Source organism: Streptomyces sp. GbtcB7 (genome assembly GCF_019091445.1).
Taxonomy (GTDB): Bacteria; Actinomycetota; Actinomycetes; order Streptomycetales; family Streptomycetaceae; genus Streptomyces; species Streptomyces mirabilis.
Genome location: NZ_JAGXJM010000018.1, coordinates 14,102 through 36,279, shown reverse-complemented (window position 1 = coordinate 36,279; position 22,178 = coordinate 14,102). Strand labels below are relative to the sequence as shown.

The window sequence follows — 22,178 nt, the reverse complement described above, 5'->3', positions numbered from 1 at the left end:
TTGCCTCGCGGTCGTTGGTCAACGCCGGTACCGGACGCTGCGGTAGGGACCGTCGGGTGTGGATCCTGACTGCGCCGGCCGCTCGGGGAGCGGTGTCATCAGAGATGACTAATAGGGCTGCGAGTGTGATCTTGCAGTGGGACCCGGGGATGGCGTGGATCAAGATCAATTAGTTTACGTTTCCTTGACATCCAGTCACCATGGAGGACGTACGGTCATGCCTTCCCCTCGCTGGACCTCACGCGCCGCCTTGCTCGTTGCCGGCGCCATGACCGTGCTTGTTTCGAGCGGCGGTTTCACTCATGCGGCTCCTGGACCCGAAGTGTTCAGCTGGGGGGCCAACAACAGCGGTCAGCTGGGCAACGGCACCAGCACCGACCGGTGGGCTCCCGGCCCTGTCACCTCACTCGCGCGGGGTGACACCGCCCAGATCGCGGCCGGCGGTTCCGGCGACGACAACGTCTTCGCGGTCGCCCGGCTGGAGGACGGCACGGTTCGGGCGTGGGGGCACAACTCGCTGGGGCAGCTGGGGGACGGGAGCCGCTCCGATCAGGCGGTGCCGGACACGGTGCCCGGGCTGACCGGCGTCACCGATGTGGCGGCCGGGGGCGGGCATGCGCTGGCCGTCCGGCAGGGGCGCGTCCTGGCGTGGGGCGACAACAACTTCGGGCAGCTCGGCAACGGCCGTACCGGTGACGACGCCACGATCCCGGTCCGCGTCCAGGAAATCACCAGCGCCAAGCAGGTCGCCGCCGGCTGCGACTTCAGCCTCGCCCTGCTCCAGGACGGATCGGTGTGGGCGTGGGGACGGGGCAGCCAGGGCCAGCGCGGCCAGGGCGACGCCGACCTCGCCACCGATGCCGTGCCGCAGCCCGTCACCGGGCTGACGGAAGAGGTGGCGCAGGTCGCCGCGGGCTGCCACCACGCCCTGGCCCGTACGGTCTCCGGGAAGGTGTATGCCTGGGGTGACAACCTGTACGGCCAGCTCGGCAACGGAACCAACACCAACAGCGGAACCCCGGTGCAGGTGCGGCAGCTGACCGGTGTGCGCACGGTCGTCGCGGGCGCGGACCACAACTTCGCGATCCGCAACGACAACACCGTCCTGGGCTGGGGCGCCGGCGGCTCCGGGCAGTTCCTCGAGGATGACGCGACCAACGGTCCCAACGTCACGCGGACGAACCGCAATTCCCCCGTGCCGGTCGACGCTCTCGCCGGTGTCCAGAAGCTGGCGGCCGGCCGCGACCACGATCTGGCCCTGTTCGACCACCGGGTGGATGCCTGGGGCGACAACGGGCACGGCCAGCTCGGCAACGGCACCAACGAGCCCCGGTACCGCCCGGTGACCGCGGTGCGCGGGAGTTTCGAGAATGTCGCGGTCTCGCTCGGCGGCGACAGCAGTTACGCGTACTGACCGCGTCCCGCCTCGAGACCACCGCCCCTACCGGCGCCCCTTTTTGCCCGCATCAGCAATTCCCGCCTCCTCCGCGGCAGACCCTGGTCTGCCTCTGCGGATTCCCGCCCGCACCGGCAGATCGGCAGTTCCTCATGCGCACAGCACCCCTCGCCTCCTTCGCCGCGCTCGTGGTGGCCGGCGTCACCGCCCTCGGCACAGCCCCGGCCGCCTCCGCCGGACCGTCCGACCCCTGGGTCTACAGCTGGGGGCACAACGCCAGCGGCCAGCTGGGCAACGGCTCCACCACCAACGCGACCACCCCGGGCCAGGTCCTCGGCCTGGCCCGGCAGGACGTCAAATCGATCAGTACCGGAGGCTGGCTCACCACCACCAACTCCTTCACCGTCGCCCTGCTCAAGAACGGGACCGTGAAGTCCTGGGGCAACAGCCAGTACGGGCAGCTCGGCAACGGAACCACCACCACCGCCACCGCCACGCAGAACGTGCCCGGCTCGGTCGCCGGCCTGACCGGCGTGCGGGCTGTCGACGCCGGCTGCTACCACGGCGTCGCGCTGCGCAACGGGCGGGTGTGGACGTGGGGCCGGAACAACAACGGGCAGCTCGGCAACGGTCAGCCGTTCCCCACCGGAGCCAATCCAGCGGAGCTGACCGCCGCGACCGTTCCGGCGGAGGTCCAGAGTCTGGATCATGTCAAGGCGATCGCGGCGGGATGCCAGTTCACCATGGCCCTGCGTGAGGACGGCACGGTGTGGACCTGGGGCTACAACGACTGGGGCCAGCTGGGCAACGGGACCAACACCCGGGCCAACACTCCCCAGCAGGTACAAGGGCTGAGCGATGTAGAAGCCATCGACGCGGGCAACGGACACGCAGTGGCCGTGACCAAGGATCACAAGGTGATGGCCTGGGGCCTCAACACAGAGGGTGAGCTCGGCGTTGACAGCACCACCCACAGCAACAAGCCGGTGGAGGTCAAGCACCTCACGTCCGTCGCCCGCATCTTCGCCGGCCCCTACAACACGTTCGCCCTGCTGGCCGACGGCACGGTCAAGGCGTGGGGCTGGAACGACAAGGGCCAGCTCGGCGAGAACACGACCACCAACCGCACCACACCCCACCTCGTACCCGCCCTCGCCGGAGCACGTGAGATCAGCCCCGGCCACAAGCACACCCTGGCCGTCCTGGAAGACCAGTCGGTGATCGCCCTGGGCAGCAACGACCAGGGCCAGCTCGGCAACGGGACCACGACGGACAGCCCCCTGCCCGTTACCGCCCTGCCGCCGGGCAGCGGAGTCGTCCACGTGGCAGGCGGCAACACCACCCCCGTCATCTTCGCCTACTGAACCCGCCGACCGGCCCGACAGCACCGAAGGGACACCGCATACCCCGTGGGAACCAACCGTCACCGCAGAACCACTCTGATCCTGCTCGCCGCGCTGGCCGCCGGCCCCGCTCCCCTCGCCAGCGTCGTCACGACCGCCCACACGGCGGCAGCGGACTGCCCGCAGAACGACACTCAGTGCGAAGAGAACGACAAGGACCAGAAGGAAACCGCCAAGGAGCGCCAGGAGGTCAACGACAGCACCAAGGACGCCAAGAAGGACATCGCCAAGGCCCAGGCCCAGGTCGACGAGTGCAGGCCGGAGTCGGCCGCCTGCATGCAGAAGCTGGCCGGTGACGGCGCCGAGGAGAAGAAGGGCATCACCGACACCGAAGCCGAACTGGCCGACTTCGAGGGCGCGCCGAAGAACAACGCCGCAACCGCCGTCGCGGGCTCCTGTGACGTCTACGCCGCCACCCTGCCCGTCTCCGGTGCCGACGCCAGGGACCTGACCGAGCTGTGTGAGGTGATGTCCCGGTGAGCGCGCCCGCTGCCCGTACGCTCCTGGCCGCCACTTCCGCCTGCCTCGCCCTGGTGCTGCCCGCCGCCACCGCCGCGGCCGACGGCGGTCTCGCACTCGGCCCTGCTCAGCCGGCCATCCCCACCGCGCGCGCCTATGGCAAGGACGGCCGTCCGCTGAAGTCGTTGCGGCCGGTTTTGGAGTACTGCCGTTCCAAGCGTGGTGGCTGCCGGTTCGCCATCGACAAGAAGGCCCTTCCTCTGCAGTTCTTCAGCGCGGTGAAGTCCTTCGGGAACTCCGTCATCAACTGCACCAAGTCCGATATCAATGTCGACCGGCGTGTGGACCTGGAGACCGGAAGCCAGGACAACATCCTCGGCGAGATCACCGGCAGCATCGCCCTCGAAGGGCAGGTCCAGGTCAGCGGCGAGGTCTCCGCGGGTGTCAGCGGCGAGGGCGGTATCACCTTCAAGACACCGAACATGAAGGAAGGCCCGATGTCCGAGACGACCGCCAAGGGCGGCGCGCAGGGCAGCGGCAAGATCGGGGGCTCGCTCTCCGCCAAGGCCGCCTTCCAGATGGCGTTCAAGGCCCAGTACCAGCGCGCCTGGACGACCAAGCACACGGAGTCCACGACCTACAGGATGACGGTCAAGCCCGGCGATGCGCTCGTCTTCGGGGCCAGCGCCGCCATGCAGCGGATCCAGGGCACCCTTACCACCAACCAGGGCCAGGCCGTGCACAACGTCACCGTGGACAGCCCGTCGACCGTCAACACCTCGTCGTTCATCGCGACCACCATCACCGCGCCGGGCAACACCTGCGACCGGCTGCGTCCCTCCGGCAGCACGCCGTGACCGCCCCCTGACGACAAGGCCGGAGTATCATGCGAACGACAGCACACCCCGCGACCCGCCGCGCCCCGGGCCTGCTCGTGGCGGCCCTGACCGTGCTCGGCACCCTGGGCACCGCCCTCCCGGCCGCCGCCGCACTCCCGGCCCGCAGTCTCACGGCCCCCCATGCCCGGGGCGAGTCTGCCCCCGGACCCGTTCAGGTGGCGGTCATCAACGGCGACTTCAGCCAGCCGGCGTTCACCGCCGACACTGACACCAGCCAGGTCAAGGGCTGGACCATCCGCTACCCCTACCGCTACAGCGGCACCGCCTCCGGCCATCCCGACAAGGCACCGGCCATCCTCCTGCGCAACCGCAACACCGACGATCACACCGTCAGCCAGCGGCTGCGCGGAGTACGGGCGGGTGCCGAGGTCACCGTCACTTTCGACGACGGCTTCGGAGGCGCGGCCGGCAACTGCCCGAGCGACCAGCTCACCCAGGGCCAGCCCTTCACCGTGCAGGCAGAGGGCGGCGCACGCCAGGAGTTCCGCACCGAACCCAAAGACCGGGGCTGGCATCTCGGCCGCGAGTACACCTTCCGGGCCTCCGTCCACGAGCCCCTGATCATCTTCGCCTCCACCCGCTCCGCCGGCAGCTGGAACTGCGGCCCGCTGCTCGCCCGGGTACGCGCCACACAGGTGCCGCCGCCGGTGGACAAGTCCGTTACCAAGGACCGGCTGCCCGAGTCCGTCGCCTACATCGGCAACGACACGGCATCCACGAAGACGGTCGCCGATTATTGCGCGACGGGAGCGCAGGCGTGTGTCTTCCGGCCCGAGGAGGCGTACTCCTACCGCTACTACGACACCGCCCGCACCGTCGGCGAGACGTACATCAACTGCACCCGCAACACCCTCAAGCAGGACCGGCCGGTCGCCTACGGCGACCAGACCCTGGACAGCCTCAGCCAGAGCGCCGGCATCGACCGGCTCGCCAACGCCCAGGACAACCTGCGCCAGCAGTTCACCCGCGGCACGGCCTGGCGCTGGTCGTCCACCTCGAACCGGAAGATCACCGAAACCATCGAGCCCGGCGAGGTCTCCTGGATCGAGGCCCAGGCCGGACGCCAGCGCACCGAGGGCTGGTTCGTGAGCACCGGCGACAACCCCGACCAGCAGTACCGGCTGCATGTCACGGTCGACGGCCCCTCCCTGTTCCTCTCCGACCGCATCTATCAGCGCACCGGCCCGATGACCACAGCAGAGAAACAGCGCTGCCGCGCAGACCGCCCCAGCGACACCACACCCAACGGCGCGGACGCCCCCGCCAGTTCAAACGACCGCGGCGCCTGAGCCAGAACGGATTCCCTCCCTCCGCTGGAAGCTCGTACGACGTGGAGAAGGTCGCCGAAAAGATCCACCAGGGCACCTTCCACACCCCGACCGGCGACCTGAGCCTCGACGAGAAGGGTGACCTCAAGGACTTCCGCTTCGTCGTCCACGAGTGGCGCTTCGGCAAGAAGACAGAGGTGGCCCCCTAGTTGGAGCCGGTGCCCGGTTCGCCCCTGGACCGACCGATGCCATGTCGGCGGTGCCCCGCTGTCACGACTCGACGGCGGGGCGCCAGCATCTGCATCAGTCCGGCTGGAGTACTAGCCGTAGTTAACACCCGTTCGGATACTCGCCGTTCCCGGTCCTGTCGGGCCGTAGGAGAATCCGAGACCCCGGGGCCTGTCGTTTCCCTTTCCTTCGGCCTTCACGTCACCCTGGGCGACGGGGGTGAGGGGTTTGGCTTCGGGCGAGTAGCGTCCGGCGGTTCGGGACCAGTCGTAGTTGCCGCGGATCAACGCGCTCATCAAAGCCGCGTACTGCCGGACCGCGGCGCTCTGCACCAGGGAGAGGGACAGCCTCTCGCACAGCTGTGGGATCTGCCGCTCGTGGTCGAGGAACCGCATCACCGCGGTGTCGGCCTTCTTCACGAGCTTGTCGATCGCCTGGGTCCTGGTGAGGTCGTGATGGTCCATGAGAGTGAGGATGAGGTTGGCCTCGCCGGCGGCCTCCTCTTTCTCCAGGGAGACGACCTCGTTGACGAAGATGGTGTGGTCGGTGGTGATGAGGCGCATCTGTTCGAGGTGGCTGCTGGACCAGGCGAGAGCGGGTACTTCGAAGTGTCCGACGCGCTCGCCCATGGCGAGGGAGATCCGCACCCCGACTGTGCTGCGGTGCAGTTCCATCATCGCCCCGGGGCCCAGGACCGTGCCGCAGCGGGCGTCGGCGACCTCGGTGAGGTTCCCCCACAGGTATTCCAGGAGGGCCTCGGCTGTCCTGGCGCGCCACAGCGGTGACATTCCGCTGGCCATCCGAGCCCAGACGTCAGCGAAAGCGGCGACGAGCGGTGAATCATCCTGGCCGTGGCTGCTGGGGGATCCGATGGTGTGGCGGATCATTTCCTGGCAGTCGGCCGCCGCGGCCGTGGGGTGCTGCCCGGCGGGGACGGTGAACTTGTCGTCGAGCTGGAAGAACCATGTCATCAGGTCGTAGGCCAGAGCGAGGTCGTCGGCGTCGGCGTCCGGGTAGTAGTAGGCGGCGAGATCGGTGACCTGGGAGAACAGATACCGATCGGCTGCCTCACTGCTGCTGATGGCGCCCAGGGTTCGCGCCCACTGCAGGTTGCGTTCGCGTACGGCAGCCAGGTTCGGGTTGACCTGGAAAGGGAACGGAACGGAGAACTCCACGTCCTGCGGCATTGAATCTTCGCTTCCTTCCTGGGTGCGGCCCTGATACGGGCCGCCTGGCGTACTCAGGGGTGCGGCACGCCGACGTGGCGCTCGCGGTCAAAGGCGCGGTCTCGGCCGGTTCCGTAAACCCCCTTGCTCCCGTGTCGGGGGCAGGCGCTAGAGCCCGATGTGTTGCGTGATGCTCACAGCAGCCGTACAAAGAGCGCGGCCGGCCTCCGGATATCCGGGGCAGCGGGGCCGCGCCATTCCCGTGGGGGGAATCCAGCAGTGAGAACACGCTCTTTGGTGTCGGCGGCCGTGTCCGCCGCACTGGGCGCCGGTGTAGCTGCTCAAGGGGCGTGAGCGCGCGGATGTCTGCCCGGGGCGTGCACTCGGGAACCGGCCACTGCCGGCACCACACGTCTGCGTGCGTGCCGGTTCCTGAACGGGCATTGGCAGGAAAGGGACGGTATGTGATCAACGAATGGGGCGGCTCCAGTCCGGCCGCAAGTGCGCCTCCAGGCCGTGAGGCCCACTGCCTCGGCGCAGAAACGTTCGCGCGTTACGCCCCTTGAGGGCAGCGGACCCTGTTGTCCGGAAGTTGCCGATTCGCAGCCTGAAGTCCTATTCCTTACTCCCTCGCCGACATGTTCGCCCCGCCGCCCGTCCGAATTGAAAGCGGAACTTTCGCGTCGACCGTCAGCCGGAGCCAGGACGATCGGCTGTGGCGCAGTGTGGCCCGGACGTCCGGCTTGGGTGGCCCGGCGTGCCGCGCCGTCGGCAGACGTTGGTCTCTGGAGCAGAAGGGCACCATGCATTTCACTCCCCATGAGCAGGAGCGCCTGTTGGTCCATGTGGCGGCCGGCGTGGCGCGGCAGCGCAGAGAACAAGGAATCAGGCTGAACTACCCGGAGGCGGTGGCGCTGCTCACTGCCTACGTCTACGACCAGGCGCGGATCGGCCGGAGCGTTGGCGAGATCATGGACTCGGGGCGGGGGGTTCTGACACGGGACGACGTCATGGCCGGTGTTCCGGAGATGATCGACAACGTCCAGGTCGAGACGACGTTCCCGGACGGCACGAAGCTGGTGACGATCCACGACCCGTTCGACGAGCCGCGCGAGGAGATCGAACTCCACCCCGGCAAAGTCGACTTCGTCGACGAGTCAGTGCCTTTGAACCCGGGGTTGGACGTCACCGAGATCGAGGTGCACAACCCGACCGACCGCCCGGTGCAGGTCGGGTCGCACTACCACTTCTATGAGGCCAACGAAGGCCTCAAGTTCTGCCGGGCGCAGGCGTACGGCAAGCGGCTCAACGTCGCGGCCGGCACGTCCGAACGGTTCGAGCCGGGTGATCGGCGCACGGTGGAGTTGGTGCGCATCGAGGGCGAGCGGAAGGTGCTGGGGCTGCGCGGGCTGGTCGGTGGGGAACTGCAGGACCACGCCCCGGACGACTCCAACGATGCGGGAGCTGATGACCGTGGCTGAGCGGAAGAACACCAGGACGACCGCGCGCGAGGACTACGTAGACCTGTTCGGCCCGACGACCGGGGACGAGATCCGGCTGGCGGACACCGCGCTGCGTATCAAGATCACCGACGACTGGTCAGGCGGTCTCACCAAGGATCTGGCAGACCCTCCGCCAGATCCTGCGCCCGAGAACGAGAGCAAGGTCAGCCTGCTGGCGAGCAGGAGCGGGCACGAGATGGTCTTCGGCGGCGGCAAGGTGATCCGTGAGTCGATGGGCCAGTCGGCGGCGCCACGCGATGACGTCGAGGCCAGTCCTGCGGACACGGTGATCACCGGCGTGGTGATCCTGGATCACTGGGGCGTGGTCAAGGCGGACGTCGCGATCCGGGACGGGGAGATCAGAGCCCTCGGCAAGGCGTACAACCCGGAGACCATGGACAAGATCCACGAGGGCCGGACGGACGGCCCGACGGATTTCGTGATCGGCCCGGACACCGAGGTGATCTCAGGCAAGGGCCGCATCCTGACCGCGGGCGGGGTCGACACCCACGTCCATTTCATCTGCCCGGAACAGATCGGCGAGGCCCTCGCGTCCGGTGTGACGACCCTGATCGGCGGTGGCACCGGACCGGCCGAGGGATCCACCGCGACCACCGTCACCCCGGGCAAGTGGCACGTCGAACGGCTCTTCAAGGCGCTGGATGAGTTCCCTGTGAACATCGGGGTGCTGGGCAAGGGCAGCACCATGTCCCGCGAGTCGATGCTCGGCCAGGTGAAGGCCGGCGTGATCGGCTTCAAGATCCACGAGGACTGGGGCGCCACCCCCGCGGTCATCGACACCTGTCTGAAGGTGTGCGAGGGCAGGAACAACCCAGGGGACGACGACCGGACGGTCGTCCCCCTCTCCAACAACGTGCAGCTCGCCCTGCATGCGGACTCGCTGAACGAGGCGGGCTTCGTGGAGTGCACCAAGGCCGCTTTCCAGGGCCGTCCCCTGCACATCTTCCACATCGAGGGCGCCGGCGGCGGCCACGCCCCCGACATGATCACTCTGTGCGGGGAGGAGAACGTTCTGCCCGCCTCCACCAACCCGACGCGCCCTCTGACGGTCAACACCGTCAAGGAGCACATCGACATGATGATGGTCTGTCACCACCTCAACCCGGAGCTGCCCGCCGACCGGGCCTTCGCCGACTCCCGGGTACGACCTTCGACGATGGCGGCCGAGGATCTGCTGCACGACATGGGCGCCATCTCGATCATGTCGTCCGACGCGCAGGCCATGGGCCGCATCGGCGAGATGATCATGCGGACCTGGCAGACCGCCCACGTGATGAAGACCCGCTACGGCCAGTTGCGCGAAGGCACCGCCGATCAGCAGGAACAGCAGCGCAAAGAGGCGGACAACTTCCGCGCCCGCCGTTACGTCGCCAAGTACACGATCAACCCGGCCATCGCCCACGGCGCGGACGGCCTGATCGGCTCCGTGGAAACCGGCAAACTGGCGGACCTGGTGCTGTGGGAGCCCAAGTTCTTCGGGGTGAAGCCGCACCTCGTCCTCAAGGGCGGGCAGATCGCCTACGCCCAGGTCGGCGACGCCAACGCATCCATCCCCACGCCGCAGCCCGTCCTGCCCCGCCCGATGTGGGGTGCCAAAGGAAACGCGCCAGGCGTCAACTCGGTCAACTTCGTCAGCCCCCAGGCCACGGTCACCGCGCAGGGACTTGGCATCAGCAAGTCCCTGTACGAGATCAAGGACACCCGCCAGGTGTTCAAACGGCACATGGTCCTCAACGACGCCACCCCCGACATCCAGGTCGACCCGAACACCTACGAGGTGTTCATCGAGGACACCTGCATCACCGAACTGCGCCGGCAGAAGGAGGAACAGGCGCAGGCCGACGAGGAGCTCTGCCCACAGCGGCCCGCCCCCACGCACTACGCGTCGGAACTGCCCATGGCCCAGCGCTACTTCATCTTCTGACCGTGTAGCGGACCACGGGGCGGCCGGCCCAGCAAGCCGGACATCACCCGCCCCGACTTTCCCGCCGCACCCTCGAAAGGCATGGCCGCCCGTCCATGAGCCGTACTGCTCTCCTCGTCCTCGCCGACGGCCGTTTCCCGGCAGGAGGCCATGCGCATTCCGGCGGCGTCGAGGCCGCCGTCGCCGCCCGCGCCGTCCACGATCCCGCCACCCTCTACGCGTTCTGCCGTGGCCGCCTGCACACCGCGGGCCTCACCGCCGCCGCACTGGCAGCCGCGGCCGCCGCCGGATGCGACCCGCTCGTCCTGGAGGAGGCCGCCGACGCCCGTACACCCGCCCCGGCCTTGCGGGCCACGGCCCGCAAGCTGGGCCGGCAGATGCTGCGGGCGGCCCGCGCAGCCTGGCCGTGCGAGGCACTGGAGCGGCTTGCACGCGATCTGCCGGGCGGCGCCCACCAGCCCGTCGTGCTCGGTATCGCCGCACACGCGGCCGGCCTCACCGCGTTGGACGCGGCACACGCCGCGGCCTTCGACAGCATCGGAACCCCCGCCACCGCGGCCGTGCGGCTGCTCGGCCTCGACCCGTTCGACGCCACCGCGGTCCTGGCCCGTCTTGGCGACGACGTCGACACCGTCGCCCGCCGGGCCGCCGACGCCGCCGCTCGCGTCGCCGAGGAGGGGGTCGGCATCCTGCCGGCCGCGGCGTCGCCACTGCTCGACATCACCGCCGAACAGCACGCCGCCTGGCCGATGCGTCTGTTCGCCTCCTGACCGAAAAACCCGGACTCTCCGCACACACCCGAAGGAGCTCACGCCCGTGCACCTCGACCACACGCACGACGGCCCCGGCGCCGTCTCCGCCGACGTCCACCGCCCTGACGGCACCCGACGCGCCCTCAGGATCGGCCTCGGCGGTCCGGTCGGCTCCGGCAAGACCGCTACCGTCGCCGCCCTCTGCCGCACCCTGCGCGAGCGGTATGCGCTCGCCGTCGTCACCAACGACATCTACACCCGCGAGGACGCCGACTTCCTGCTCCGCGAGGCCGTCCTGCCCCCCGAGCGGATCACCGCCGTGGAGACCGGAGCCTGCCCGCACACAGCGATCCGCGACGACATCTCCGCCAACCTGGAGGCCGTAGAAGAGCTTGAGGACCGCCTCGGCCCCCTGGACCTGATCCTCGTCGAGTCCGGCGGCGACAACCTCACCGCCACCTTCTCCAAAGGCCTCGTCGACACGCAGATCTTCGTCATCGACGTCTCCAGCGGCGACGACATCCCCCGCAAGGGCGGACCCGGCATCACCACCGCCGACCTCCTCGTCGTCAACAAAACCGACCTCGCACCATACGTCGGAGCCGACCTCAACGCCATGGCCTGCGACGCGGCCCAGCGGCGCGGCGACCTCCCCGTCGTCTTCACGTCCCTCACCGGCGACGACGGCGTCCGGCCCATCGCCGACTGGGCACTGGAACGACTCACCGCCTGGCGCCAGGAGACCACACGGCCCGAACCCGCCGTCGCCACGCACTGACCCCGCTCGGACCCGGCAGGAGACATGAGCACCCTCGCCCAAGACCTCACGCCCCTTCCGGACGCATACAACGTGGTGGCAACCGCCCGGGTGCGGGCCGGCCACAACGGCCGTACCACCACCCTTCCGCTACTCAGCAGCGACGGCCCCTTCCACCTCCAAAGGCTCCGCCCGCGTGGCGGCCTGGCCCGTGTCGACGTCATCGGCGCCATGAGCGGCCCCCTCGGCGGAGACCGGCTCGCCCTCCATGCCGACGCCGGCCCGCACGCCCGCCTCCAGATCACCTCAGCCGCCTCCACCATCGCGCTGCGCGGCCCCACCGACGACCCCGCCACCTACGACATCCGCCTGACCGTCGGCGACGACGCCACCCTGAACTGGCTGCCGCAGCCCCTGATCAGCACCGCCGGCAGCAACCTCCGCCAGACCTGCACCGTCACCCTCGCCCCCACCGCACGCCTCGTCCTGAGGGACGAACAGATCCTCGGCCGCACCGGCGAGACCAGCGGCAACCTGACCACCCGCCTCACCCTGCTCCGCTCAGGCCGCCCCCTTCTCGACCAGCACACCGCCTACGGCGACCCCCACCCCGCCTGGGACGGCCCCGCCGTCGTTGGCTCGCACCGCGCGTGCGGCCAACTCCTCATCGTCGACCCGTCCCTCACCCCGGCAGCCCACCCACCGGTCCTCCTCGGCCACCCCGACACCCCCGCCCACGGAGTGCTGGCCCCCCTGGCCGGCCCAGCACTCCTCGCCACCGCGGTGGCCGACACCGCAACCCAGCTACGACACCTCCTCGACGAGGCACTGCGACGAGCACTCACCTGCTCGCTCGCGGCCTCAGGACCGTCTCAGAGCTGAAATCGCGTTGAGTACATACCCTTCCAATCGAGAGAAACTCGGCACAATGAAGTCTGAGGCCGCGAACGTTCTCCCCGTCGCCGTAATCCCGCGCTTCGGTGGGCCAGAAGCCAACGGAACACCCGGCCACGACCTGAAGTCCCACCAACGATGGATGACGGCGTTCTGGGCGTGTGCGAGGGCGGTCTGGAACACCTTTCGTGCTTGGACGACATGACCGGTCAGGGCGAGAGCGTGGGCGAGCCAGAAGGTGCACAGCAGGAAGGCTCCTTCCGCTTCCTCGATCTCGTCGCCGAGGTAGCGGCGGACCAGGCCGTTGCGGTCGGTGAGGTGGGAGGCGATGGCCAGCACGGTCGACAGGACGCGCGGGTCGTGCGGAGGCAGGAAGCCCGCGGCCGAGCGGCAGTCGGACAGCAGGGCATGGTCACCGATCGGTCGCGCGCTCACCGACCGCGGCCCGTCTGCCCCGGACTCGGCCAGGACGGTCCGAGCCGTTGCCATCGGGGCAGGCCCACATCAGGTGCCGGTCGGTGATCCATCACAGCCTCCCTGCGCAGCGAACTGACCTCACTCGAGCGGCACCACCGGCGGGCCGCACCTCCCGCCGCCGCTGTTGTCATGACGGAGTGCCACGATCCGGCGAGGCCACCTGCGCGCTAGTCACCGGAGCCCGACCGATGTCCTCGCAACCGGATCGCCGATCCCCCATCAGCTGGGACGCCCCCGGGCAGTGCACCGAGGGCTGAGCGCAAGGAAGCTCCGGTGATCGCTCCGCCACTCGTCGGTGACGCCGAGGCCGAGTTCTGGCGCGATGCGGCGGAGCGCCGGAGCGCCCAGACGTGCCCAGGGAAACGGTGGACCCCGATGGCCATGGGTGTCTTCCACCCATGCGGTACAGCGCTCTGCCACGTCGATCTGCTCGACTTCGACGAGCAGGACACCCGTTGGTGCGATGAGCTGTGTACACCGTCGGAGCAGGGCCCGGGGGTCGCCGCCGATACCGATGTTCCCGTCGGCCAGCAGGAGCGTTTGCCAGGCTCCCTCACCAGGAAGGGGGGCGAACACCGACCGGCACAGTGCCGTCCCACCGAGAGCGATGGTGCGGGCGACCGCCCGCGGGGCAACGTCGATACCGACGGCGAAGATGCTCTGGTGCAGGAGTGCCCTGCACAGCCGGCCCGGTCCGCAGCCGACGTCCAGAACGGGGCCGGCGCAGCGCTCCAGCAGGGTTTCGTCGGCCCTGGTGGGCTGTGCGTACCAGCGGTGCACCGGCAACCAGGTCCACCGTCCGTCCGTCAGCCGTAGGTACACCGGCCCGCCGGTCCGCAGGGCCAGTGCGTAGGGGTCCCGGCGTTCGGGTCTGTTCTCCTCGGTCGTCACGGGGGGCCATCACGATCGGGCGGTGGGCGTTCCCCGTCGGCGCGGGCGGCCAGGAGGACACGGCGCAGTCTGAGTGCGAAGGCCAGCGCCGAGGCACCGAAAAGCACACCGGTGATCGCCAGCCATCGGCCGAGGTAGACGCTGTCGGACAGCCCGGTGTCTCCGGGGTAGGGGACCGCGAGGCGGAAGATAAGGGGGAACCAGACCAGCAGGAGCAGACCTGACAGGAAGGTGGGGACGCGAAGATAGTTGATCCATGGCACCGTCGGGCTGTCGGCGGCGCGGTGACGGAGTACGTAGAGGGCCGACAGGTCGGCCAGCGAGTACAGGGGCAGCAGGATCAGGTCGTGCAGGATCGCCGCCCCCACGAACCAGATCGCCACCTCCCAAGGCTGGACCGCGAACAGGCGCACCATGGCGTAGCCGGTGAGGGCGAACGAGGCGATCAGGACGAGAAGGTGCAGGGGGCCGGAGCCGTACCAGTGGACGAATCGTGCCATGGTCACGCCCTGAAGGTGAGCCGGTGGACCCACTTGGTGTTGTTCACGCCGGGGTTGGCCGGGACGATGATGCGGGCCGGGTATCCGTGGTCGAGCGAGAGATGTGCGCCGTTGACGCGCAGGGCGAGCAGCGCTCGGGGGTCGTGGATCTGGTTGCCCCGCAGCACCACCCTGGTGAAGGGGCCGGGGGGTTGAATCGACTGGACCAAGACGCTTCCTGCATCGGGCATACCGGCCATGGCGGCGAGGTCGGCCAGCCGGAGACCGCTCCAGTGCTGGTCGTCGGTGGACCATCCCTCCACGCAGGCGATCGGGAGTGCGGCGGCATGCTGCGGCATGGCCAGGAGCTGCTCGCGGGTGAAGACCTGTGGCGCTCCGCGCCCGTGGACCTCCAGTCGCCAGGTGGGGCCGACGAGTGCGGGGGTGACGCCCACTTTCGCCGCCGTCTTGTTGATCTGGAAGGCGTTCGGGCCACTGCCGGGGTCGCGGTTGTGCGGTGCGAGGAGCGCGGTGGCGCGCATCCAGCCGCCGATGCTCTGTCCGGCGGTCATGGCGAGGAGGAGGAGCGAGCCCGCTCCCACCATGCCCACCGCGCCGCGGCGGGTCATCGTCGGCGGGGCGGGGGCGGCTGCCACCAGGCCGTCGGGGTCGGGTGGTTCGGGCACGGTGTGGGCGAGGTCGGTGCGCAGTTCGGTACTCAGGCTGCGCGAGCGCAGGGCCCGTGTCATCCGGGCGAGTTTGAGGCACACGTGGACGATGAAGGCGGCGATGAACACCCAGGCGCCGTAGAAGTGCAGGCGGTAGAACGAGCCCGGGAAGACGTAGTAGAGCTGGATGTTGATGATCCCGGTGACGAATTCGAAGATGACGCCGCCGACCAGCAGCAGCAGGGACAGCCGCTCGAGTCCGTGGGCGACGGAGCGCACCGGCAGCCATTCGAACAGCTTCGGGATCACCGACCACAACTTGGCCAGCAGCACCGGCACCAGAACCACACCCAGCGTCACGTGCACGCCCTGGAGCAGCCGGTACAGCCAGTACGGGTGGGTAGGCCAGCTGAAGAGATAGAAACCCAGTACGCCCTTGTCGGGTGTCTCGTCATTGAGGGGGCTCAGCCCTGGGTTGTAGGAGGCGTAGGAGAGTAGCCCGGTGACGAACAGCAGCGGAATACCTACCAGGAGGACCAGGCCGAACACCGAGGTCAGCCAGGGCCCGCGGATCGGGCTGCGCCAGAATCCGGGCCGGAACGGACCCGGTGGCGGGGGCAGCTGCCCGACACGCTGTGCCGTTGCACGAGTCCGAGCACGGCCCGCAGCCGCGGCGGCAGCCACAGCTCCACGTACGCGCTTCAGTCGCTTCGGCGCCGACTTCTCTTCCGATCTCCTGCGTCGCCACCCACCGGACGGTGCCGGCCCCGACGGCCGTCCGCCACTTTCCATCGGCCCTCGCCTCCAGTCGCTGAGCGGCCCCAACGACGGGGCGGTTCCATGCCTGGCCCCGTGCCTGACGGACAAGACATTCACAAGCTGACACACACCAGGCCGGCTGACCGGGCCTGAGGTGCAAGCGGGTGTCTGCCACCAGCCGAACGGTCGAACAACTGCTTCAGGCAGTCCCCCAGATCCCCCGTGCCCCGGGTCATGATGAAAAGGTGCGACGCCCCAGCGCCTCCGACCGGCCCGGCCACGCCACCCTGACCAGACAGGCCGGCTGGTTCGCCGTGATCGGCGTCGCCTCCACAGCCGGTCAGGCCCTGCTGTACTGGGGGCTGCGCCACTGGTCGCCTCCTCTCGTGGCCAATCTCGCCTCGCTCGGCGTCGTCACCGTCCTCAACACCGAGGCGAACCGGCGGTTGACCTTCCGCGGCTCTCCAGTCCGTGCCGTCCGGGCACACCTGGTGGCAGGCGTCCTGTTCGTCCTTGCATACCTGGTCACATCCGGAGCAGTCCTGCTCTTCCGCCACTACCGGCCCACCGCCTCACCTGCACGCGAGACCCTGGTGCTGGTACCCAGCTTCGCCCTGGTGACCGTGGTGCGCTTTACCCTGCTGCGACTGGTCATCGGCGGAGGCCACCGCCGCTGAGTCCTCACACATACGTGCCCGCCACACCGTCAGGTGGTTTTATCAGTGAGTCCAGACACCGGTTGTCGATGGGCGGCGACACCAGCCGGTGTTGTCGGAGAGTGATATCGCTGAGTTTTGGTTCTGGCTCAAGTTCCGTGACCTGCGCACGCTGAGTCACGGTCCGTGGTCGTGATGGGCTCCTGAAAGTCGCCCGAAAATGATCAGTGGTGACCTCAGGTACCTGACAGTTCGGGACCGTGGAAGAAGTGGTCCTCCGGCTGGACGAGTTGCTGTTCCCGTCAATCGCGGACGTGTCGGTGGACGTGAGCAACGAGACGATACGAGTCGAGGCCCGCAGCACAACGACCGGTTCGGCGTGTTCAGGCTGCGGGAACTGGTCGATCCGGGTTCATAGCTCCTACATGCGGTTTCCTGCGGATGTTCCCAGCGCGGGGCGCCGGGTGGTGCTCTGTCTGCGGGTCCGCCGCTTCGCCTGCCCGGTCGCTTCGTGCGGGCGACGGACGTTCGTTGAGCAGGTGCCGGGATTGACCCGGAGGTACGGCCGGTGGACCGAGCGTCTGCGTTCGACGCTGGCGGCGGTCGGCCTCGCCCTGGCCGGCCGGGCGGGAGCTCGGATGGCTGGCGTCTTTGGAGTGTCCGTCAGCCGCAGTACGGTGCTGCGGCTCGTCGAGGCGCTGCCCGAACCGGATCTGCCAGCCCCGAGGGTGGTCGGCGTCGATGAGTACGCGACGCGCAAAGGGCGGCACTACGGCACGGTGCTGGTCGACGTCGAGACGCGACGGCCGGTTGACCTGCTGCCGGACCGGGAGGCATCGAGCCTGGCCGCCTGGCTGGCCGAGAGGCCAGGGATCGAGGTCGTCTGCCGGGACCGAGCCCCGTTCTTTGCCGAAGGCGCCACCGCTGGGGCACCTCAAGCGGTGCAAGTCGCGGACCGCTGGCACCTATGGCACAACCTCAGCGAAGCCGCTGAACGGTGTGTTGCCGACCATCGGAAGTGCCTGCGTGGCACTGCGCCCGAGCCGCCCCGGCAGGTCAAGGAACCGGAAGAACCGGCCGACCCTACTGGCTCACCGTGGCCGACAGGCCACCGGTTCGCCGACAGAACCCGGGCCAACCACGCCGCTGTCCACGCTTTGCTGGCCGCCGGCCACAGCCGCCGCGCGATCCAACGCCAGCTCGGCATGACCTACCGCACGGTCAAACTCCTGGCCGACGCCACTGCCCCGGAGGACCTCTTTCACGGCCAGTGGCAGGGCCGCCCCTCCGTTCTCGACGAGTACAGGCCCTACCTGGACGACCGCTGGAACCAGGGCTGCACCAACGCCTGGAAGGCATGGGAGGAGATCGTGCCACTCGGCTACACCGGCAGCTACCAGCGAGTTCGCGCCTACTTCCGCACCAAGCGCCTCTCAGCCGACCCGGTCACCGCACCCCCGCCCTCACCCCGCACGGTTGCCGGCTGGATCCTCCGGCATCCCGAGTCCCTCTCCGAGGGCGAACAGCTCCGGATGAAGGCCGTCTTGGCCCACTGCCCCGAACTGGAAGCCCTCACCAGACACGTCCGTTCGTTCGCTCAGATCCTCACCGCGCGACAGGGCCAACGGCTGCCCGAGTGGCTCAATGCCGTCCGCCAAGATGACCTGCCCGGTCTCCACACCCTCGCCGCGGGCATCGACCGCGACCGTGACGCCGTCGTCGCCGGCCTCACCCTGCCCTGGAGCTCGGGAGTCGTAGAAGGGCACGTCAACCGCATCAAGATGCTCAAGCGCCAGATGTTCGGCCGCGCCGGCTTCAACCTCCTCCGGAAGCGCGTTCTCTTGGCGTGATGAGCCCCGGGAGAAATTGCGAAGCGGGCTGAACCGCCCCAGGCGAGAATGACGCGGTGTTGATCGTGAATGCCGTCCTGGAAACCCCAGACACCGTTGACTTCTCTTTCTGGCCGGTGGCTGACCTGCCTCCGTACCAGTTCATGGCTCTGTCGAGCAGTATGTCCCCGCTCGAAGTCGGCAGCGCGCTGGCCATGCTGGCTGACTACAACTCGCGGACAGGTGACGACGATCGCCCTTTGATGGACGCCAGCGAGGCGATTCGCCGCCTGCTGGAGACAGACAGAGTCATCGCACCAGGAGGGCTGCGCGTCCACGACACCCGTACCAACGTCACCGTCCAGCCAGGATGTTGTTGTGGGCTGGAGGACTGGCGCGAGTGGCTCGATGTCGCAGACGGAGAGACCCTGTGGCTCGGCCATGACCCTTCACCAAGACTTGAGCATGCCGACGAGGTCGTGCAGCTGTGGCCGGACAGCGTAGACGCTCAAGAAACTCCTTCCGGGCAGCCCATCGAGATCGTGGTGGGTGACCTACCGGGGATCCTGCATTCCGTGCAGGAGGGACTGCAAGGCTTTCTCTCTCTGACCAAGCAGTGGGCCACTCGCCATGTTCCGACTCTCGCCGAGGACCTGGCAGCCAGACTCGACGAAGATCTGGCCATCAGTGCACCACTGCCGGGTACCAGTGGCCAACACGCACCGTAACCGATCACGAAATCTGTGCCAGAGCCTGAGTTTTGACACCACTTGGGCTCTTGCGGTGGGAGGCTGGCCTCGCGTGGTGAGGGGGCGCCGATGCCACCGAGGTCCAAGGTCGATCTCGCACCCGGCCCTCTCCCGTAGATCGGCTGATCGATCACTTGGCCAGTCCTCGGGAGAGCGATCATCATGTGGGGATGTCTGAGAATCAATCCTCTGTAGCACCAACTGCAGTGCGGCTCCCTCGGTACACAAAGACAGACCAGGACGAGATCCTCGGCGACGGCGATGATCCCTTCGGTGTTGCCGCGGCCGGCTTGATCTGGCTGCCCAAAAAGGAACACTTCGGCATCAGACACGGCGACCGGCTTGTGGCACACGCCGGCCTCCTACGGCTGCCTGTTGCGATCGGCGATGTCGAGACAGAGGTAGTGGGCGTCGGTGGAGTGGCTGTGGCACCCGACCTGCAGGGTCAGGGGTTGGCCCGGCGTGTGGTCACAGCGGCACTTGACCACGCTCGCACGATGGGTCCTCAGCACGCGCTCCTGTTCTGCCGGCCTCCCCTTGTGCCGCTGTACCAGCGCCTCGGATGGCACCCCCTCGACAAGGCGGTACTTGTCGAACAACCCGAAAACCGCCTGGTGACCATGCCGCTGCGGACCATGGTGACGCCCCTGCGCGACAACGCGCACTGGCCTTCAGCGCCAGTCCGTCTGTTCTCCCTGCCGATGTGACGGGCCCCTTCCGCGACGGCCGTCCGGCGTGGCGACAAAGGCCCCGCCCCGGCGACACCGATGTCAGTTCTCGCTGACATTTTCCGGCTCTGTGATCAACAAGTGCTGCTCGAACTCGACGACAAACGGTGTCAGCTCTCGATTACGAAGCCAGTCAGGAGACCCCGCGAGTGAGAGCCCGCGCCGGTTGGCGTGTGGTCATGGTCGGCGGTTCGGGCGTTCGGCCCAGCGGTGAGTCGTCTGGCTGTGGCGGTCCCCTCGGGAGTCGTTTCGCGCTGACTCTGGGAGTCATTCGGTGACCCGTTTCAAGGTCAACACCGATGAGATGTAATGTCGCTCTGATGTGCGGAAATCGGGTGTGGACCGCGCGGCAAGGCCTGGTGGTTCGTCGGCGAGGTCACCGGCGGCAACCACAAGCGGGTGGATGCCCTGTACTGCTCACCGAGGTGCCGCAGCCGGGCCTACCGCCACAGGCAACCACGTTCAGAAGGCGTCACGCCGTGACGCCTTCATATGACGCTATGGGGTTCAGGAACCGGCACTGCCCGCACCCCCCCGTCGCTCGGGGCGGTCTCATAGTTGCTCGGCTTGATTCCCCAGGCAGTTCCGCGCCGATCTGCGGACAGGCGTCCCTCCTTTGTGGCGTCCGTGCGCAGACCGGCGCCACACAGGAGGGGCCACTCGATTGCCCGCCAACACCGAGGTTGTGGTGGCCAGTTCGTCAGGAAGTCCCCCGGACAAGGGAGCCGGCCGACTGGCGGTTGAGCATCGGATCAAGTCCCCCTCACCGTTCGAAGCTGGAGGGCACAGAGCAGGGCTAGCGGGGGGTGACTTCTGCGGTGAGGCGGCCGGTCCAGGGGCACCAGTAGAGGCCGGGGAGGAAGGGGCCGCCGGCTTCGTCCAGGTGGTCCTCGACGTAGGGGATGGTGGCGTCGCAGACCTCGATGGCCGCGTCGGCGAAGCTGATGGTGTCCGGGTTGTAGTGGAAGTCCCACTGGGGGTTGTAGAAGGCCGTGCGCTTGATGATCCGGCCGATGACGATCTTGGGTTCGCCGCCCTTGACGATGTCGCGGGCTTCTTTGATGACTTCCGGCCTGGTGATCTCGATGACGAAGTTGTGGCCGGTGATGTCCCGCATGTTGAAGTACGCGGCGTCTCCGGCGGCTCCGGCCTGTCCGCTCTGACCCATGGTCAGAGCGAGCAGGGTGGCCGCGAGGATGCCGATCCGGGTGGTGATACGTCGCATGAGGGCAGCTCCGTGCCTGGGGGTCGTGACACTCACGACCAATCATGACGCAAAGTAGCCGAATGACTACACTAAGTAAACGATCACACTCGGAACCCCGTTTCCCAGGATCCCGACAGCCCCACCGCGAGCGGATCGCCGCGTACGGGAAGGAACCAGGAGCGCCAATCACCCCGGCCGGCCTCGGCCTTGCCGATCCCCGGCGGGGTGGAAGGGGCCGTAACCACCTGCCGGACGGCCCCTTGCTCAAGTGAGCCTGGCGACGTGCCCACCGTACGGCGCCAGGCTTCCCGCTACCCTCCGGCCAAGAGCCGCCCTTACGATGATCACCGTGACCACCCGCCGCACTCTTGGCGCCGGCCCCGAGGCTCCCACGCAGAACATCCGCGCCGCCCAGGCCGACCTTCTCGACGCACTGCCCGGCGTCCGTCTGCCAGACCTCGGCGAGTTGCGAGCTCGCGGAGTCCTCGGAGCCCACCCCGCAGCGCCGCCGAGCCCGCGACGAACCCTCGGCGCTGGCCGCACGGACGACGCGGTGCCGGATCCCTCCGACCCGCTCCACGCGGGGTAGAAACGACGGCGGACCGCCTCTCCCCGCCGCCCCGGACGGCCAGCCGTCCGGGGCGCTGCTGCGTCTTGGTGCCCTCACGCCCTCAGGGCGTGCTGTGCCGACGTTGTGGCAGTACCTGCGCGAGCAGGCCGACGCCGGACAGAGGTCACCCGAACGGCTTACACGCCCTCGCCTCGCGCATGCGGCCCTCACCCGTTCGGCCCACACTGACACTGGACCTTCTGCCGTCGCGCCGTTCCCGTGGTCACCGCTTCGTCGGGAGGCATCGTGGTCGTGCTGGCTCTGCTCGTGCCGGGAATGCTCCTGCTCCTGATGCTGGCGCTGGACCTCTTCGAAGACGTCCTGTTCCCCTCACCACCACCGCCCCCTCCAGATGACAAGTCCACGAAGCAGGTCGACAGCCACGATCACGGACAGCAAGACACCTAGCGATCAACGCTCCCGGGTTTGCGAACCTCGAATCCGCAGTTCATGCGG

Annotated in this window: 23 protein-coding genes; 17 read left to right on the top strand and 6 right to left on the bottom strand. The window is 68.4% G+C overall.

Translation table 11 applies throughout. The features are described from left to right. The first annotated feature begins 322 nt into the window (after positions 1-322). The 6 genes from KVT44_RS27600 to KVT44_RS27575 all read left to right on the top strand — a co-directional run bounded on the left by KVT44_RS27600 (position 323) and on the right by KVT44_RS27575 (position 5,634). Complete coding sequence (locus tag KVT44_RS27600) at positions 323-1,414, top strand: sialidase (RefSeq protein ID WP_308314129.1); 1,092 nt, start codon at positions 323-325, stop codon at positions 1,412-1,414. Positions 1,415-1,548: 134 nt separating this feature from the next. Further along, entirely contained in the window at positions 1,549-2,760 is a 1,212-nt protein-coding gene (locus KVT44_RS27595) for a chromosome condensation regulator RCC1 (protein ID WP_217569434.1), read from the top strand. A 45-nt stretch (positions 2,761-2,805) separates the two neighbouring features. Then, complete coding sequence (locus KVT44_RS27590; RefSeq protein ID WP_217569432.1) at positions 2,806-3,279, top strand: hypothetical protein; 474 nt, start codon at positions 2,806-2,808, stop codon at positions 3,277-3,279. Then, positions 3,276-4,115, top strand: a complete 840-nt coding sequence (locus KVT44_RS27585) for a hypothetical protein (protein WP_217569430.1) — start codon at positions 3,276-3,278, stop codon at positions 4,113-4,115. Before KVT44_RS27590 ends, KVT44_RS27585 begins: the two co-directional genes overlap by 4 nt. Positions 4,116-4,144: 29 nt before the next feature. Continuing rightward, positions 4,145-5,446: a hypothetical protein gene (locus KVT44_RS27580; RefSeq protein WP_217569428.1), complete on the top strand. Its 1,302-nt coding sequence runs from the start codon at positions 4,145-4,147 to the stop codon at positions 5,444-5,446. A 41-nt stretch (positions 5,447-5,487) separates the two neighbouring features. Continuing rightward, entirely contained in the window at positions 5,488-5,634 is a 147-nt protein-coding gene (locus KVT44_RS27575; protein WP_217569426.1) for a hypothetical protein, read from the top strand. 111 nt (positions 5,635-5,745) lie between these two features. Here the strand turns inward: KVT44_RS27575 and KVT44_RS27570 are convergent, their stop codons facing one another. Continuing rightward, positions 5,746-6,840 carry a hypothetical protein gene (locus KVT44_RS27570; protein WP_217569424.1) on the bottom strand — a complete coding sequence of 365 codons (1,095 nt, stop codon included), beginning with the start codon at positions 6,838-6,840 and terminating at the stop codon, positions 5,746-5,748. A 617-nt stretch (positions 6,841-7,457) separates the two neighbouring features. On the opposite strand from KVT44_RS27570, the gene KVT44_RS27565 reads away from it, so the two are divergent. The 5 genes from KVT44_RS27565 (at position 7,458) to KVT44_RS27545 (ending at position 12,657) form a co-directional block, all read left to right on the top strand. After that, complete coding sequence (locus KVT44_RS27565) at positions 7,458-8,300, top strand: urease subunit gamma (RefSeq protein WP_254649961.1); 843 nt, start codon at positions 7,458-7,460, stop codon at positions 8,298-8,300. After that, a complete protein-coding gene (gene ureC, locus KVT44_RS27560; RefSeq protein ID WP_308314128.1) occupies positions 8,293-10,266 on the top strand; it encodes an urease subunit alpha in 1,974 nt (657 codons plus the stop codon). Before KVT44_RS27565 ends, ureC begins: the two co-directional genes overlap by 8 nt. A gap of 95 nt (positions 10,267-10,361) precedes the next feature. Continuing rightward, positions 10,362-11,036: an urease accessory protein UreF gene (locus KVT44_RS27555; RefSeq protein ID WP_217569420.1), complete on the top strand. Its 675-nt coding sequence runs from the start codon at positions 10,362-10,364 to the stop codon at positions 11,034-11,036. A gap of 46 nt (positions 11,037-11,082) precedes the next feature. After that, positions 11,083-11,796 carry an urease accessory protein UreG gene (gene ureG / locus KVT44_RS27550; RefSeq protein ID WP_217569418.1) on the top strand — a complete coding sequence of 238 codons (714 nt, stop codon included), beginning with the start codon at positions 11,083-11,085 and terminating at the stop codon, positions 11,794-11,796. Positions 11,797-11,820: 24 nt separating this feature from the next. Beyond that, complete coding sequence (locus KVT44_RS27545) at positions 11,821-12,657, top strand: urease accessory protein UreD (protein ID WP_217569416.1); 837 nt, start codon at positions 11,821-11,823, stop codon at positions 12,655-12,657. Here KVT44_RS27545 and KVT44_RS27540 read toward each other — a convergent pair. From KVT44_RS27540 to KVT44_RS27525, 4 genes are all read right to left on the bottom strand, one after another. After that, on the bottom strand, positions 12,637-13,158 hold the full coding sequence (locus tag KVT44_RS27540) for a glycoside hydrolase family 15 protein (protein ID WP_364563549.1): 522 nt from the start codon (positions 13,156-13,158) through the stop codon (positions 12,637-12,639). The genes KVT44_RS27545 and KVT44_RS27540 overlap by 21 nt on opposite strands. A 207-nt stretch (positions 13,159-13,365) precedes the next feature. Beyond that, entirely contained in the window at positions 13,366-14,037 is a 672-nt protein-coding gene (locus KVT44_RS27535; protein ID WP_217569412.1) for a class I SAM-dependent methyltransferase, read from the bottom strand. After that, a complete protein-coding gene (locus tag KVT44_RS27530) occupies positions 14,034-14,537 on the bottom strand; it encodes a hypothetical protein (protein WP_217569676.1) in 504 nt (167 codons plus the stop codon). The genes KVT44_RS27535 and KVT44_RS27530 overlap by 4 nt, the downstream gene beginning before the upstream one ends. A 2-nt stretch (positions 14,538-14,539) precedes the next feature. Further along, positions 14,540-15,976, bottom strand: coding sequence for a molybdopterin-dependent oxidoreductase (locus KVT44_RS27525; protein ID WP_217569410.1), 1,437 nt, complete (start codon positions 15,974-15,976; stop codon positions 14,540-14,542). 212 nt (positions 15,977-16,188) lie between these two features. On the opposite strand from KVT44_RS27525, the gene KVT44_RS27520 reads away from it, so the two are divergent. From KVT44_RS27520 to KVT44_RS27505, 4 genes are all read left to right on the top strand, one after another. After that, positions 16,189-16,620: a GtrA family protein gene (locus KVT44_RS27520; protein ID WP_054237246.1), complete on the top strand. Its 432-nt coding sequence runs from the start codon at positions 16,189-16,191 to the stop codon at positions 16,618-16,620. 239 nt (positions 16,621-16,859) lie between these two features. Beyond that, positions 16,860-18,449, top strand: a complete 1,590-nt coding sequence (locus KVT44_RS27515) for an ISL3 family transposase (RefSeq protein ID WP_217569408.1) — start codon at positions 16,860-16,862, stop codon at positions 18,447-18,449. 56 nt (positions 18,450-18,505) lie between these two features. Further along, positions 18,506-19,156, top strand: coding sequence for a hypothetical protein (locus KVT44_RS27510; protein ID WP_217569406.1), 651 nt, complete (start codon positions 18,506-18,508; stop codon positions 19,154-19,156). 191 nt (positions 19,157-19,347) lie between these two features. Next, positions 19,348-19,884 (top strand): GNAT family N-acetyltransferase, encoded by a 537-nt coding sequence (locus KVT44_RS27505; RefSeq protein WP_217569404.1) that lies wholly within the window; start codon positions 19,348-19,350, stop codon positions 19,882-19,884. A gap of 817 nt (positions 19,885-20,701) precedes the next feature. Here KVT44_RS27505 and KVT44_RS27500 read toward each other — a convergent pair. After that, positions 20,702-21,130, bottom strand: a complete 429-nt coding sequence (locus tag KVT44_RS27500; protein ID WP_217569402.1) for a calmodulin-binding protein — start codon at positions 21,128-21,130, stop codon at positions 20,702-20,704. 331 nt (positions 21,131-21,461) lie between these two features. On the opposite strand from KVT44_RS27500, the gene KVT44_RS27495 reads away from it, so the two are divergent. Together KVT44_RS27495 and KVT44_RS27490 are read left to right on the top strand one after the other, a co-directional pair. Beyond that, positions 21,462-21,701: a hypothetical protein gene (locus KVT44_RS27495; RefSeq protein WP_217569400.1), complete on the top strand. Its 240-nt coding sequence runs from the start codon at positions 21,462-21,464 to the stop codon at positions 21,699-21,701. A 267-nt stretch (positions 21,702-21,968) separates the two neighbouring features. Then, the gene (locus KVT44_RS27490; protein ID WP_217569399.1) at positions 21,969-22,130 is read left to right on the top strand and encodes a hypothetical protein; all 162 of its coding nucleotides are present in this window, start codon (positions 21,969-21,971) and stop codon (positions 22,128-22,130) included. The last annotated feature ends 48 nt before the right edge of the window (positions 22,131-22,178 follow it).

Coding starts and splice junctions, on each gene's coding strand:
- KVT44_RS27595 (WP_217569434.1), top strand. CDS start 1,549: ATGCGCACAGCACCCCTCGCCTCCTTCGCCGCGCTCGTGGTGGCCGGC.
- KVT44_RS27580 (WP_217569428.1), top strand. CDS start 4,145: ATGCGAACGACAGCACACCCCGCGACCCGCCGCGCCCCGGGCCTGCTC.
- KVT44_RS27570 (WP_217569424.1), bottom strand. CDS start 6,840: ATGCCGCAGGACGTGGAGTTCTCCGTTCCGTTCCCTTTCCAGGTCAAC.
- KVT44_RS27565 (WP_254649961.1), top strand. CDS start 7,458: ATGTTCGCCCCGCCGCCCGTCCGAATTGAAAGCGGAACTTTCGCGTCG.
- KVT44_RS27555 (WP_217569420.1), top strand. CDS start 10,362: ATGAGCCGTACTGCTCTCCTCGTCCTCGCCGACGGCCGTTTCCCGGCA.
- KVT44_RS27545 (WP_217569416.1), top strand. CDS start 11,821: ATGAGCACCCTCGCCCAAGACCTCACGCCCCTTCCGGACGCATACAAC.
- KVT44_RS27540 (WP_364563549.1), bottom strand. CDS start 13,158: ATGGCAACGGCTCGGACCGTCCTGGCCGAGTCCGGGGCAGACGGGCCG.
- KVT44_RS27530 (WP_217569676.1), bottom strand. CDS start 14,537: ATGGCACGATTCGTCCACTGGTACGGCTCCGGCCCCCTGCACCTTCTC.
- KVT44_RS27525 (WP_217569410.1), bottom strand. CDS start 15,976: ATGGAAAGTGGCGGACGGCCGTCGGGGCCGGCACCGTCCGGTGGGTGG.
- KVT44_RS27505 (WP_217569404.1), top strand. CDS start 19,348: ATGTCTGAGAATCAATCCTCTGTAGCACCAACTGCAGTGCGGCTCCCT.
- KVT44_RS27500 (WP_217569402.1), bottom strand. CDS start 21,130: ATGCGACGTATCACCACCCGGATCGGCATCCTCGCGGCCACCCTGCTC.